The sequence below is a fragment of the Kitasatospora sp. Xyl93 genome (genome assembly GCF_055383135.1).
Genome location: NZ_AP029185.1, coordinates 6,430,447 through 6,443,488, shown reverse-complemented (window position 1 = coordinate 6,443,488; position 13,042 = coordinate 6,430,447). Strand labels below are relative to the sequence as shown.

The window sequence follows — 13,042 nt, the reverse complement described above, 5'->3', positions numbered from 1 at the left end:
GGTTCACAGCCCCGGGGTCGCCGTCACCCGCCCGTCCGCGATCGCCGCCACCAGTTCGCCGTGGTCGGCCTCCGTCCGGTCCGCGTAGCGCACGGCGAAGTCGGCGACCGCCTCGGCGAAGGTGTCCGCGCCGCCCAGGTAGCCGGCGATGGCGAGGCGGTCGCCGGTGCGGGCGTGGGCGCGGGCGAGGGTGCGGCCGCAGAGGTCGGCGTAGGCGCGCAGGCCGCCGGGCCGGAGGTCGGCGATGTCCGTCGAGCCCTTCATGTCGCGCAGTTGGCGCCCGTAGAAGTGGCGCCCGGCCGGGCCGGTGGTCCAGCCGAGGAAGATGTCGCTGGCGGCCTGCATCAGGCGCTGCCCGGTGACGACCCGGCGGCCGCCGTGGTGGGCGACCACCTCGGCGTCCGCCCGCAGCGCCGGCAGGTGTTCCTCCAGCACCGACCGGCCGGCCTCCTTGAGCTGGAGGAACAGCGGGTCGCGGCCGTCCCGGCCCTCCAGCAGCACGATGAAGCAGCGGGTGCCGACGCTGCCCACGCCGACCACCTTGGTGGCCGCGTCGACGAAGCGGTAGCGGTCCAGCAGCACCCGGCGCTCCTCCGCGAGGGTCGACCGGTAGTCGCTGAACACCTTGCCGAGGTCGCGCAGTTCGGTCGGTTTCAGCGGTTCGATCAGCGGCGGCTCGCTGATGATCCGGCGCCGCCCGTCCCGTTCCTCGGTGAGCTTGTCGAAGGCCTGGAGGCTGGTGCGGCGCCGGGCGTGGGCGAGGTCGGCCTCGACCCGTCCGCGCCGCTTCGGCTCGCGCAGCACGGCCGGCAGGTCGGCGGTGTCCACCCGGGCGTACCAGACGTCGAGTTCGCCCATCCCGGCCAGCCGCCGCATGGCGCCCGCGTACCCGTGGACGGCGGCGAGCGCGGCCCGCCGTACCCGCCGTTCGTCCAGGCCGTTGTCCCGGGCGGCGACGGCGACGCTGGCGGCGAGCCGCTTGACGTCCCATTCGAAGGGGCCGGGGAAGGTCTCGTCGAAGTCGTTGACGTCGAAGAGCAGTGCCCGCTCCGGCGAGGCGTACACGCCGAAGTTCGACAGGTGGGCGTCACCGCAGAGCTGGACGGTGAGCCCGGTGTCAGGAAGGGCGCCGAGGTCGGCCGCCAGGACGGCGGCGGCGCCGCGCAGGTAGGCGAACGGGCTCTCCGCCATCCGCCCGTAGCGGATCGGCAGCAGCCGGGCGACCCGGTCCTCGCCCTGCCGCTCCAGGACGCCGAGCGGGTCGGGCCGGTCGGCGGCGGGGATCCACCGGCCGTGGGCGGAGCGGGAGACGCGCTCCCGGGCGGCCCGGCCGCGCCGGCGGCGTTCGGCGGGGGTGGTCATGCGGCGGCTCCGTCCGTCGGAGGGGTCCCCTTCCCGCGACGCTAGGACAGGAGGGCCGGAGGGCGCAGCGCGCGCCCTCCGGCCCTCCGCCGTCCGGGTGAAGCGGGCGGCCCACCGACGGCGGACCCCACCGTGCGGTGGGGTCCGCCGCTCGGTGGGGTCCGCCGTCAACCGCCGTCCGCCCCCGGGGCGTTCCGCAGGACCCCGTCGTGGGCCTGCGGCCCGCTACTGGCGCGCCGCGCCCAGCACCACCGGCCGGGTCCGCAGCAGCGCCCGGACCGGCATCCCGGTCGCCGCGAGGCAGAGCAGCACGGCTCCGGCGGCCAGCGGCAGGGCGAGCATCGGCGGTACGTACGGGGCGGCGTTGGCCACGCCCCGGGCGACCGGCACCAGGGTGAGCCCGGCGATCACCGCGCCGACCGCCAGCCCGGTCGAGGCCACCAGCAGCGCCTCCCAGCGCATCATCCCGCGCACCTGGCCGCGGGTGGTGCCGGCCAGGCGCAGCAGCGCGACCTCGCGGCGCCGGTCCAGCACGGTCATCACCAGGGTGTTGGCGGCGCTGACGGCGGCGAACCCGCCGAGCACCGCGGCCATCACGGTGTTGGCCCAGCCGCTGATCTCCAGGTCCTTGTCGGACCGGGCGACGAACCCGGCCCGGTCGGTCACGGCGGCCCCGGCCTGGGCGCCGAGTGCGGCGGCCACCGCCGCGGGGTCGGCGCCCGGCGCGTCGGCGACCAGCACCTGGCTGTCGTACCCGGCGGTGACGTGCGCGGCCACCGCGGCCCGGGGCAGCAGCGCCTGTGCGACGCCCAGGCCGCGGTCGTACACCGCGACCACGGCGGGCCGCGCGGCGGTGCCGTCGCCGAGCCAGAGCGGGACCCGGTCGCCGACCCGGGCGCCGAGCGCGTCGGCCAGGGTGGTGCTCAGGGCGATGGTGTCGGGGGCGCGGCCGAGGTCGGCGAGCGCGCCGCCGCGCACGCCCAGGTCGAGCACCTTCGGCAGCCGGGCCGGGTCGCCGTCGACGCCGAGCACGGGGGCGGTACCCAGCTGGCCGGCGGTCTCGTAGACGACGCCGGTGCGCAGCACGCCCACGGCGGTGTCCACACCGGGCACCCGGGCGGCCCGTTCGGCCGTCCCGGCGGGCAGGCCGGGGCCGGTGGCGCCGATCACGTGGTCGGCGGTGACGCCGGCCCGGACGTTCTCGCCGCTGGTGTGGCGGATGGTGCTCTGGAGGACCAGCAGGGTGCCGCAGAACGCGGTGACCAGGACGATCGGGGTGATCGCGGAGGCCAGTCGGCGGGCGTTGGCGCGGGCGTTGTCGGCGGCCAGCGAGCCGGGCGCGCCGCCGGCCCGCAGCGGGACGCCGAGCACGGCGGCGGCGGCCCGGGCCAGCCAGGGGCCGAGCAGGGCGACGGCCAGCATGAAGCACATCACCACGCCCATCGCGATCTGGGCGGCCTTGGTGCCGTCCAGGGAGCTGGCGACGGCGGCGGCCGTGACGCCTCCGGCGGCGAAGACCAGCCCGAGGACGGTGCGGACCTTGCCCGGGCGGGGCGGTTCGACGGCGGCCTCGCCGAGCGCCTGGGCGGCCCGCATCCGGGACGGCCGGCGGGCGGCCAGGAAGCCGGCGGTCAGCGCGGCCAGGGTGCAGGCGAGGACGGCGGCGAGCATCGGCAGCGGGCCGACGTCCAGGCGGATGTCCGCGGGGACGGCGCCGCGCTCGACCAGCTGGCCGAACCACCAGCGGGCGAGGGCGAGTCCGGGCAGGATGCCGAGCGCCGCGGCGACCGGCGCGACCAGCATCGCCTCGGCGGCGATGGTGCGGCGGATCTGGCGCGGGGTGGCCCCGATGGCACGCAGCAGGGCGAACTCGCGGGCGCGCTGGCCGGTGGCGAGGGCGACGGTGCTCATCACCACGAAGATCGCGGTCATGGTGGCGTAGCCGCCGAAGGTGCCGCCGAGGCCCATCAGGATGGTCCGGGCCTCGCCCAGGGCGGGGTGTTCGACGGTGGCCCGGCCGTCCCCGGTGTACGTCCTGGCGTGGTTGCCGACGGCCTGGCGAACCTGGGCGGCGAGCGCGGCGGTGCTGACGCCCTCGCGGGGCTGCACGGCGACGGCGTCGATCCGGCCGGGGTGGCCGGAGAGGCGGTCGGCGGTGGCGTCGGCGAACCAGGCGGTGGGGCCGGTCCGCTGGGCGGCGGCCAGACCGGAGATCCGGTAGTCCGCGGTGCCGCCGGGCGCGGTGAGCTTGATGCTCGCGCCGGGCGCGAGACGGGCGGCGTGCGCCGTGTCGGCGTCCAGCACCACCTCGTTCGCCCCGGGGGCGCGGCCCTCGACCAGCTTGTCGCCCGGCCCCGCGATGCCGAGCGCGGCGAAGCCCCGGCCGGTCAGGGCCGGCGCCCGGTCGCCGGCCGGCAGCGGGAAGGCGGTGTCCGGGCGGGCGGCCGCGACCCCGGGCAGCCCGGCCAGCCGGCCGACCAGCGCGGCGTCGGTCCGCGCCCGCTCCGGGGTGGCCTGCTCCTGGGTCTCGGTGTCGTCGGCGACCTTCTGCTCGATCTTCACCGCCTGCTCGGCCGCGACCACCACGGGGGCGTGGGCGTAGCGGGTGGGTTCGACGCTCGCGGTCAGGCCGGTCTGCAGCAGCACGCCGCAGGCCACCACCACGGCGGCGCCCAGCAGCAGGGCGACCAGGGTGCCCACGAAGGACGCGGGCCGGAAGCGCACCGAGGAGCGCGCGAGTCCGTTCGTCATGCCGCCACTCCCACCGGGCGGGCGGTCAGCGCGACCATCCGGTCCGCGACGGTCTGCGGGGTCGGGTGCGGCAGGTCGTCGACGATCGCGCCGCCGGCCAGGAACAGCACCCGGTCGGCGAAGGAGGCCGCCACCGGGTCGTGGGTCACCATCACCACGGTCGCGCCGAGCGAGTCCACGGCGTGGCGCAGCAGGGCCAGCACCTCGTGCGCGGTCCGGGTGTCCAGCGCGCCGGTCGGCTCGTCGGCGAACACCACGTCCGGGCGGGTGATCAGCGCGCGGGCGATCGCCACCCGCTGCTGCTGGCCGCCGGAGAGCTGGCCGGGCCGCCGCTTGGCGTGCTCGCCGAGGCCCACCCGCTCCAGCAGCTCCCGGGCCCGGGCGCGGTCCTGGCGCTCCCCGGCGAGGCGCTGCGGGAGCAGCACGTTCTGCTCGACGGTCAGCGAGGGCAGCAGGTTGAAGGACTGGAAGACGAAGCCGATCCGGCTGCGGCGCAGCTTGGTGAGCCGGTTCTCGCTCAGCTGGGTGATGTCCTCGCCGCCGAGCCGGACCTGTCCGGAGTCCGGGCGGTCCAGGCCCGCCGCGCACTGGAGGAAGGTGGACTTGCCGGAGCCCGACGGGCCCATCACCGCGGTGAAGCTGCCGTGGGCGAGCGCCAGGTCGACGCCGCGCAGCGCCTGCACCTCCGCCTCGCCGCGCCCGTAGGTGCGGCGCACTCCGCGCAGCTCGATCGCGGGGGCCGGCTGCGGGGCGGCGGCGTACGGGGCGGCGTACCCGTCGGTGCCGGGTGCGCCGGAGCCGTACGCCTCGGGGCCGTACGCCTCGGGGCCGTACGCGTCGGTCCTGCGGCGGTCTTGGCGGCGTGCCATGGGGGGCCTTCCTTCGGTTCTGCGTCGCTCGTCGTCAACGTGTTCAAACCTAGGAAGGACGGGCTCCGCGGACCATGCAGGCCACCGGCGGACCGGGGGTGGGGTTATCCCCCCACCGCCTCGGCGGGGATCCCCCGGTAGGCGGCGCGCAGCTCGCCGAGCACCGGGTGAGCGGGGTCGAAGGCGGTGCCGTCCACGGCCGCCAGCGGACGCACCCCGACGCCCGCGTTCACCGCGAAGGCGGCGGTGAAGCGGTCCAGGCCGTCGACGGGCAGCCGCTCGCGGGACTGCGGGCCCCGGTAGGCGCCGGACAGCAGCGCCTCGGTGACGCCGGGCAGGCTGGGGCCCTGCGGCCAGACCAGCGCGTCCCCGGCCAGGAAGCCGACGTTCCAGGTCGCGCCCTCGACCACCATACCGTCCTCGTCGACCAGCAACACGTCGTCGTAGCCCACCAGTTGGGCCTGCCGACGGTGGTGCACCAGGCCGAACAGGCCGACGTGCTTCACCTCCGGCAGCTCCCGCCGGTACGCCGTGCTACGGACCCGCAGCGGGGCGGGCGCGGCCGCCACGGCCGGACGGGTGGTCACCAGCAGGGCGGGTGCGGCCGGGGCCGAGGGGCGTTCCAGGCCGAGCGCCGGGTCGTACACGGTGACCCGGACGGTCACCGGCGCGCCGTCGGCGGGCAGCACCGCGCCGATCCGCTCCCGCACCGCCGCCCGGTCCAGCTCGGCGCCGAACAGCGCCCGGCAGTCCCGGACCAGCCGGTCCAGGTGCAGCGACAGGCCCCGCACCCGGCCCGCCTCGGCGCGCAGGGTGGTGAAGTGCCCGTAGTTGAGCAGCCCCAGCGCGGCCAGCCGCGCCGGGTCGGCCGGGGCGCCGTCGATCTCGATCTCAGCCATCCCCCGAGTCTGCCAGCTGCGGGGAGGCCGGCGGCGCGGGCTCCGGCCGGGCGGGCTCCGGCAGCGCGGAAGACGGCGCGGACGACGGCGGTGCGGGTAGCGGGAACGACGACGGCGCGGGCTCGGGCAGCGCGGGCTCGGGCAGCGGCACCGGCCGGTAGGGGCTGGCCATCCGACGGCCCGCCGCCCGGGCCGCCCGCTCGAACTCCTCGATCCGGTACGCCAGGCCCTCCGGCTCCCCGGCCTCCGACCAGCGCCACGCCTCCGCCCACCACTGCGGCCCGCGCACCAGCGGCCGGCCGGCCAGCGCCAGGCACAGCGCCAGGGTGGAACGGCCGTACGCGTGCACCCAGCCGTCGCAGCCGCGGTAGTCCGCCGTCTCGTCCAGCCGCAGCCAGCGGCCCTCCTGCCCGGCGGCCAGTATCGGCACCCAGCCGCGCAGCCGGTCGGCGACCAGCAGGAGCAGCCGCCCGTCCTCCTCCCGCACCCGGTGCGCGGGGAGTTGGGGCATCCGGGCGAAGGACAGCGAGCGCTTCCAGCCCACCACCCACAGGCCCCGGCGCAGGTAGTAGCGGACCGCCGGCTGCCACGTCCAGTGCGCCTCCAGCCGGAAGCCCGGCAGGCCCTCGGCGGTGGCCGCCGCGTACACCGCGTCCAGCGCGGCGGCGGCCAGGCCCCGCCCGCGCGCGGCCGGGGTCACGTAGAGGGAGGAGACGGCGAGCTGGCTCGGGCCCTTGGTCCAGTTGTCCACGGCGACGGTGCCCACCACGGCGCCGGCGTCGTCCTGGATCCAGTAGCGCCGCCGGTACAGCTCCCCGCCCGGCCACTCCCGCCCGCTCTCCCCCAGCCGCTCCCGCCAGCCGCGCTCGGCGTGCGGCGCCAGCCCGTCCGGGTCCACCCGCTCGCCCAGCTCGCCCTCCACCAGGGACGCCAAGTCCCAGAGCGCGAACCGCCGTTCCTCCCCCGACCCGGCCGCCCGCAGCCGCGGCCCCGCCGCCAGCCGGTCCTGCGCCCGCTCCACCGCCGCATCCCACGACCTCACCACACGGCGAGGATAGCGGGGAGGCCCGGACGATCCGTAATCCGCCGGACACCGAACGTCAGCGCGGGCCGGCGGGCCCCGCGCCACGGGCGGGGGCCGTCGCGGGCCGGGCGGGGGTAGGGAAAACCCGACCACAGGACTCGACTTGACCGTGATGCCCCCGCCGGCCTGCGCCGATGCAATGAAGGGGTGACGGAACGGGCGTGGTGGTGGTGCGGCGGATGGCTGGTCGCGGCGGGGTGGGCGGGGGCGTTCCCGGTGCTGTCCGGGCTGGGGCCGCACCGGAGTTGGGGGCTCTGGGCGGCCGGCGGGTACCTGCTCGCGGCGCCGGCCGCCGTGCTGGTGCGGCGGCGCGGACGTGAGCTGTCGGTGGCGGTCGCGGCCGTCGGCGCGGTGCTGGTGCCGCTGCTCCTCCTGGTGCTGGACGGGCGGGGGCAGAGCGAGGTCGGGGTGATCGAGCGCTCCGGGTCGCTGCTGCTGCACACCGGCACCCCCTACCTGGCCGACCCCCGGTCCGTCGCGGAGTACACCCCGTACCTCCCCGGCATGGCCCTGCTGGGCCTGCCCCGCGCACTGCTGGGCGGTTCGCCGCTGGGCGACGCCCGGCTCTGGTGCGCGGCGGTGTTCCTGGTCTGCGTGCTCCGGACGGTGCCCGCCGGGCGCCGGCTCGGCGCCGCCGCGCTCACCGCCTCCCCGGTGGTGGCGCTGCCGCTCTGCGTCAGCGGGGTCGACCTGCCGCTCACCGGACTCTGCTGGCTCGCCCTGGTCCGCGCCGCCCAACGGCGGCCGGTGGCGGCCGGGTTGGCGCTGGCCGCCGCCTGCTCGCTGAAGTGGACGGCCTGGCCGGCGCTCGCCGTGGTGACGGCCCTGCTGGCGGCGGCCGCCGGACGGCGCACGGCGCTGCGCGGGGCGGCCGTCGCGGTGGGGACGGCGGCGGTGGCGGTGCTGCCGGTGGCGCTGCGCGCGCCGGGGTCGCTGGTGGAGCAGGTGCTCGCCTTCCCCACCGGGCGCGGCCGGCTGCCGACCCCGGCCGCCAGCCCGCTGCCCGGGCGGCTGCTCGCCGACCTCGGCCCACCCGGCTGGTACGCCGCCGTCGGCCTGCTGCTGCTCGCCGGGCTCGCCGTCGGGGCCTCGCTGCTCACCCGCCCGCCCCGCACCGCGGCCGCGGCGGCGCACCGGCTGGCCCTGGGGCTGGCGGCGGCCTTCCTGCTGGCGCCGGCCGGGCGGTTCGGCTACCTCGCGCTGCCGCTCGTCCTCGTCCTGCTCTCCTTCTCGTTCCCCGCGGACCCGCTCGCGGCGAACCCGCTCCCCGCGCGTCCCGCACTCCCTTCGCGTCCTGCGCGTCCTGCGCTCCCTGCGAACCCGATTCCCACGAGCCCGCTCCCCGCGGACTCCGTTCCGAAAGGCCTGCCATGGGCACCACCCTCGTCGTCACCAACGACTTCCCGCCGCGCCAGGGCGGCATCGAAACCTTCGTCAAGGCCCTGGCCGACCGAGTCCCCGGCCACGACGTCGTGGTCTACACCTCGGCCGAACCGGGCGCGGAGCGCCACGACGCCGCTCTCCCCTACCCGGTGATCCGCGACCGGGCCCGCACCCTGCTGCCGACCCCGCAGGCCACCCGTCGGGCCGCGGCGATAGCCCGGGCGCACGGCTGCGACCGGGTCTGGTTCGGCGCGGCCGCACCGCTCGCCGCGATGGCGCCCGGCCTGCGGCGGCTGGCGCCCGGCATCCGCCGCACCGTCGCCACCACGCACGGCCACGAGATCTGGTGGGCCCGTACCCCGGGCGCCCGCGCCCTGCTGCGCCGGATCGGCCGCGGCACGGACGTGGTGACCTACCTGGGCGACTACACCCGCGCCCGGATCGCCCCGGCGCTCGGGCCGGACGCCCGGTTGGCCCGGCTCGTCCCGGGGGTCGACCCGTCGGTCTTCCGGCCGGCCGGCGCCCCGGCCCGGACCGGTACGGCGATCACCGGTACGGACAGCGCCGGTACGGCGATCGCCGGTACGGACAGCGCCGGTACGGAGGTGCCGTCCGCCGCCCCGGTGATCCTCTGCGTGGCGCGGCTGGTCCCGCGCAAGGGCCAGGACGTGCTGATCCGCGCGCTGCCCGCGATCCGCCGGGCCGTGCCCGGGACCACCCTGGTGCTGGTCGGCCAGGGCCCGGACGAGGACCGGCTGCGGGGTCTCGCCCACCGGGTGACCGAGCCGGGCAGCGTGGTGTTCACCGGAGGCCTGGACCACGCCGGGACGGCCGTCCACTACGCCGGGGCGGACGTCTTCGCGATGCCGTGCCGCACCCGCCGGCTGGGGCTGGAGGCGGAGGGCCTCGGCATCGTCTTCCTGGAGGCGGCCGCGGCCGGCCTCCCGGTGGTGGCCGGCCGCTCGGGCGGCGCCCCGGACACCGTGCTCGACGGCGTCACCGGCACGGTCGTCGACGGCCGTTCCCCCGCCGAGGTGGCCGCCGCCCTGACCCGGATCCTGCTCGCCCCGCCCGCCGAGCGCGCCCGGATGGGGGCGGCCGGGCGGCGCTGGGCCGAGGAGCACTGGACCTGGGGAGCGTCGGCGCGGCGGCTCACGGAGCTCCTCGACCCCGCCGTACCCCTGCCCGGCTCCACCACGCCGGTCATGCCGAACGCCCAGGCCGCGCCGGCCGCCTCCGCCGCTCCGGTCACTCCGGCTGCCCCCGCAGGTGCCTGACCAGCCGGGCGATCGCGGGCGCTCCGCCGTTGGCGCGGACCGCCGACACCCAGTTCCGCGCCTGGCCCGGCAGGTCGTCCCGGCCCGGGCAGGAGAAGCTGAACAGCCAGACGTGGGCGGACAGATCACGCTCCGGCAGCGCCCGCCACTCCTCGCCCCCGGCCTCGGTCAGCACGTCCAGGCAGGACGCCAACGCCCGGTCGCCGTCCCCGCCCCACTCCTGCCGCAGCCAGAGCAGGAAGTTCGCCTGGGCCGTCGTGCTGTCGTCCTTGGTGGCCTTGCCCTTGAGCAGTCGGTTGACGATTGCGCTCTGCGGTTCCCGTGTCCTCGCCATGACGCCATCGTTCCGGCACCGCAACCGCCGTGACAAGGGGGTGACTTGCGCCCCGCCCGACCGCGGAGTCACTCCCCCCGCAGGTGCGCCAGCACCGCGAGCACCCGCCGGTTGCCCTCCGTCGGGTCCAGGTCCAGCTTCATGAAGATGTTCCCGCAGTGCTTCACCACCGACGCCTCGGTGATGTTCAACCGGCCTGCCACGGCCTGGTTGTTGAGGCCCTCGGCCATCAGCGCGAGCACCTCGCGCTCACGCGGGGTGAGCCGGGCCAGCGGGCGGTCCGCGGACCGGCCGCGCAGCAGTACCCGGACCACCTCGGGGTCGATCACCGTCTCCCCGTCGGCGACCCGCCGCAGCGCGTCCAGGAAGTCCGCGACGTCGCCGACCCGGTCCTTCAACAGGTAGCCGAGACCCGCCGGTTGGGCGCCGGCGGCGGCGAGCAGCCGGGTTGCGTACGGGGTGGCCACGTACTGGGAGAGGACCAGTACGGGCAGGCCCGGGTGGCGCTCGCGCAGGGCGAGGGCCGCGCGCAGGCCCTCGTCGCTGTGGTCGGGGGGCATCCGGACGTCGGTGACCACGATGTCCGGCCGGTCGGCGTCGACGGCCGCGGCCAGCGCCCCGGCGTCGCCGACGGCGGCGGTCACCCGGTGGCCGCCGAGGGCGAGGAGTTCGACCAGGCCGGCGCGCAGCAGCACCGCGTCCTCGGCGATCACGACCCGGAGCACGGGACCTCCAGCCGCAGTGTCGTCGGGCCGCCCGTCGGGCTCGTCACCATCAGCCGTCCTCTCAGCAGTGCCACCCGGTCGGCGAGTCCGGCCAGTCCGGCCCCGGCGGCCGGGTCCGCCCCGCCGCGGCCGTCGTCGGTCACCTGGACGACCAGCCGGCCGCCCGCGACCCGCCCGTGGACGGTGATCGCGGTGGCCCCGCTGTGCTTGGCGGCGTTGGTGAGCGCCTCGGTGACGGTGAAGTAGGCGGTGGTCTCCACGGGAGCGGGCAGCCGCTCCGGGAGGTCGATGTCGGTGGCCACCGGGATCGGGTGGCGCTGCGCGACCTCGTCGACGGCCGCGGCGAGCCCGTGGTCGGTGAGCACCTGGGGGTGGATGCCGCGCACCAGCCCGCGCAGCTGCTCCAGCGCCTGCCGGGCCTCGCCGCGCGCCCGGGTGACGAGCTCGGCCGCCCGGCCCTCCTGGCCGCGCAGCTCGTACTCGGCGAGGCCCAGCGTCATGCTGAGCGCGACCAGCTGCTGCTGGGCGCCGTCGTGCAGGTCGCGTTCGATCCGGCGCCGCTCGGCCTCGAAAGCGTCGGCCAACCGGGCCCGGGAGCGGGTGAGTTCGAGCACCTGGTGGCCGAGGTCGTCCTCCCGGGGCCCGAGCAGGAAGCGGGCCAGCGCGACCTCGGCCGAGGCCAGCAGCGCCCCGGCGTACGCGCAGAGCAGCAGGCCGGCCAGCCCGGCGGCGGTGAACGGCAGGGCGGCGAGCGGCCCGGCGGCGGCGTGCCCGGGGATCAGCATCACGGTCTCCGGGGCGAGCGCCCAGACCACCAGCGGGGAGAGCACGTAGAGGCCGGAGAACACCAGCAGCACGGTGAAGCCGAGCGAGGCGGCGGCCAGCACCGTCGAGGCGAGCACGGCGTGGGCGAGTTCGCGCCAGGTGGCCCGCTCGCGCAGCCGGGTGCGGACGCGGGCGCGGCGGCCCGCCCCGGGCAGGCTCCGGTGCGGGTCGGGCAGCGGGAGCGGCTCGACCAGTCGCAGCCGACACCGGGCCACGCCGGCGGCGGGGATGCCCGCGAGCGCCAGCGCCAGCAGCACCGGCAGCCCGACCCCGACCACCGACAGGCCCGCGCCGAGCACCAGCAGCACCACGAGGACCACCAGCAGCACCGGCCCGAGCAGGGCGCCGCTCAGCAGGTACGCCCAGCAGCGCGGCACCCAGCGGGTGAACGGGAAGCGCAGCGGGTCCGCCCGCAGCGCCTGGCGCACGGACGTCGGCTGCTGCTCCCGCTCGCGGCTCCCCTCGCTCATCCGGTCCACCCTAGCCGACCGGCTGACGGCCCTTCGGGGCCCCGGGCGGGGACCCGGGCGGAGTCGTGTCCGGAGCCCGACGCGGAGTCGCGTCCGCCGCCCCGCGCGGAGTCGCGTCCGGAGCCCCGGCCCGGGACGGCCTCGTGAGGACGACGGCCGCGACCACCAGCGCGCCGCCGGCCAGCGCGTTCCAGCCCACCGGCTCGTGCAGGAAGGCCGCGCCGAGCGCCGTCGACCAGAGCGGCATCACGTACGTGACGGCGGAGGCGACCGTCGCCCCCGCGCCGCGCACCAGCCTCAGGTTGAGCAGGTACGCCAGGCCGGTGCCGACCGCGCCGAGCACCAGCAGGGCGAGCGCCGGGCCGCCCCCGGGCCAGTGCGGGGCGCCCGCGGCGAACGGCGCGACCAGCGCCAACTCGGCGGCGGCGCAGGTGATCTGGAGCGCGGAGAGGGAGGCCACCGACTCCGGGCGGCCGGACAGGAAGCGGCGCAGGTAGGCGAAGCCGGCGCCGTAGCAGCAGGCGGCCGCCAGGCAGGCCAGGGCGCCGGCCGTCGCCCCGGTGCCGAGGCCGCGCCACACCCCGAGCACGGTCAGCACACCGAGGAAGCCGAGCCCGAGGCCGGCCAGCCGGCGGGCGCCCGGGCGGCGCTCCTCGGGGACGGTCAGCACCGAGAACAGCAGGGTGAACAGCGGGGTGGTCGCGTTCATCACGCCGGCGAGCACCGAGCTGACCATGGTCTCACCGAACGGGAGGAGGGTGAACGGCACGGCGTTGAGCAGCACCGCCACCACGGCCGAGTGGCCCCACAGCACCCGGTCACGCGGGGCCCGTTCGCCGCGCACCGCGAGGACCGCCCACAGCGTGGCCGCGCCCAGCAGGCAGCGCCACAGCGCCACCCAGAGCGGCGGCACCCCCGCGTCGACCGCCACCTTGATCAGGGCGAAGCTCGCGCCCCAGATCGCCGACAGGGCCACGAAGCCCGGCAGCCAGCGCCGCACTCCCACCACCTCCTCGTCCGTGCCATCCGCTGGACAGAGCGTGGCCCGGCACCGGAGCATGAG

General features: G+C 77.5%; 11 protein-coding genes. 2 read left to right on the top strand and 9 right to left on the bottom strand.

All coding sequences use genetic code 11. The features are described from left to right. Positions 1 to 3: 3 nt before the first annotated feature. The 5 genes from ACZ5GH_RS28020 to ACZ5GH_RS28000 form a co-directional block, all read right to left on the bottom strand. Positions 4 to 1,362 carry a DUF2252 domain-containing protein gene (locus ACZ5GH_RS28020; protein WP_387758703.1) on the bottom strand — a complete coding sequence of 453 codons (1,359 nt, stop codon included), beginning with the start codon at positions 1,360 to 1,362 and terminating at the stop codon, positions 4 to 6. Positions 1,363 to 1,587: 225 nt separating this feature from the next. After that, entirely contained in the window at positions 1,588 to 4,113 is a 2,526-nt protein-coding gene (locus ACZ5GH_RS28015; RefSeq protein ID WP_464335612.1) for an ABC transporter permease, read from the bottom strand. Beyond that, entirely contained in the window at positions 4,110 to 4,982 is an 873-nt protein-coding gene (locus tag ACZ5GH_RS28010) for an ABC transporter ATP-binding protein (RefSeq protein WP_464335611.1), read from the bottom strand. Before ACZ5GH_RS28010 ends, ACZ5GH_RS28015 begins: the two co-directional genes overlap by 4 nt. Positions 4,983 to 5,086: 104 nt before the next feature. Beyond that, positions 5,087 to 5,881, bottom strand: coding sequence for an aminotransferase class IV (locus ACZ5GH_RS28005; protein WP_464335610.1), 795 nt, complete (start codon positions 5,879 to 5,881; stop codon positions 5,087 to 5,089). Next, positions 5,874 to 6,926: a GNAT family N-acetyltransferase gene (locus ACZ5GH_RS28000; RefSeq protein WP_464335609.1), complete on the bottom strand. Its 1,053-nt coding sequence runs from the start codon at positions 6,924 to 6,926 to the stop codon at positions 5,874 to 5,876. Before ACZ5GH_RS28000 ends, ACZ5GH_RS28005 begins: the two co-directional genes overlap by 8 nt. Positions 6,927 to 7,112: 186 nt before the next feature. On the opposite strand from ACZ5GH_RS28000, the gene ACZ5GH_RS27995 reads away from it, so the two are divergent. Together ACZ5GH_RS27995 and ACZ5GH_RS27990 are read left to right on the top strand one after the other, a co-directional pair. Continuing rightward, entirely contained in the window at positions 7,113 to 8,501 is a 1,389-nt protein-coding gene (locus ACZ5GH_RS27995; protein ID WP_464335608.1) for a glycosyltransferase 87 family protein, read from the top strand. Then, on the top strand, positions 8,387 to 9,625 hold the full coding sequence (locus ACZ5GH_RS27990; RefSeq protein ID WP_464336881.1) for a glycosyltransferase family 4 protein: 1,239 nt from the start codon (positions 8,387 to 8,389) through the stop codon (positions 9,623 to 9,625). Before ACZ5GH_RS27995 ends, ACZ5GH_RS27990 begins: the two co-directional genes overlap by 115 nt. On the opposite strand, the gene ACZ5GH_RS27985 is transcribed toward ACZ5GH_RS27990, so the two are convergent. The 4 genes from ACZ5GH_RS27985 to ACZ5GH_RS27970 all read right to left on the bottom strand — a co-directional run bounded on the left by ACZ5GH_RS27985 (position 9,597) and on the right by ACZ5GH_RS27970 (position 12,979). After that, positions 9,597 to 9,959, bottom strand: coding sequence for a hypothetical protein (locus ACZ5GH_RS27985; protein WP_464335607.1), 363 nt, complete (start codon positions 9,957 to 9,959; stop codon positions 9,597 to 9,599). The genes ACZ5GH_RS27990 and ACZ5GH_RS27985 overlap by 29 nt on opposite strands. 68 nt (positions 9,960 to 10,027) lie before the next feature. Further along, the gene (locus tag ACZ5GH_RS27980; RefSeq protein ID WP_387758689.1) at positions 10,028 to 10,684 is read right to left on the bottom strand and encodes a LuxR C-terminal-related transcriptional regulator; all 657 of its coding nucleotides are present in this window, start codon (positions 10,682 to 10,684) and stop codon (positions 10,028 to 10,030) included. Then, positions 10,669 to 11,979, bottom strand: a complete 1,311-nt coding sequence (locus tag ACZ5GH_RS27975; protein WP_464335606.1) for a sensor histidine kinase — start codon at positions 11,977 to 11,979, stop codon at positions 10,669 to 10,671. The genes ACZ5GH_RS27980 and ACZ5GH_RS27975 overlap by 16 nt, the downstream gene beginning before the upstream one ends. A 10-nt stretch (positions 11,980 to 11,989) precedes the next feature. Continuing rightward, the gene (locus tag ACZ5GH_RS27970) at positions 11,990 to 12,979 is read right to left on the bottom strand and encodes a DMT family transporter (RefSeq protein WP_464335605.1); all 990 of its coding nucleotides are present in this window, start codon (positions 12,977 to 12,979) and stop codon (positions 11,990 to 11,992) included. Between the last annotated feature and the right edge of the window lie 63 nt (positions 12,980 to 13,042).

Excerpts from the sequence above, each read along its gene's own strand:
- ACZ5GH_RS28020 (WP_387758703.1), bottom strand. The coding sequence starts at position 1,362 with ATGACCACCCCCGCCGAACGCCGCCGGCGCGGCCGGGCCGCCCGGGAG.
- ACZ5GH_RS28015 (WP_464335612.1), bottom strand. The coding sequence starts at position 4,113 with ATGACGAACGGACTCGCGCGCTCCTCGGTGCGCTTCCGGCCCGCGTCC.
- ACZ5GH_RS28010 (WP_464335611.1), bottom strand. The coding sequence starts at position 4,982 with ATGGCACGCCGCCAAGACCGCCGCAGGACCGACGCGTACGGCCCCGAG.
- ACZ5GH_RS28005 (WP_464335610.1), bottom strand. The coding sequence starts at position 5,881 with ATGGCTGAGATCGAGATCGACGGCGCCCCGGCCGACCCGGCGCGGCTG.
- ACZ5GH_RS27985 (WP_464335607.1), bottom strand. The coding sequence starts at position 9,959 with ATGGCGAGGACACGGGAACCGCAGAGCGCAATCGTCAACCGACTGCTC.
- ACZ5GH_RS27975 (WP_464335606.1), bottom strand. The coding sequence starts at position 11,979 with ATGAGCGAGGGGAGCCGCGAGCGGGAGCAGCAGCCGACGTCCGTGCGC.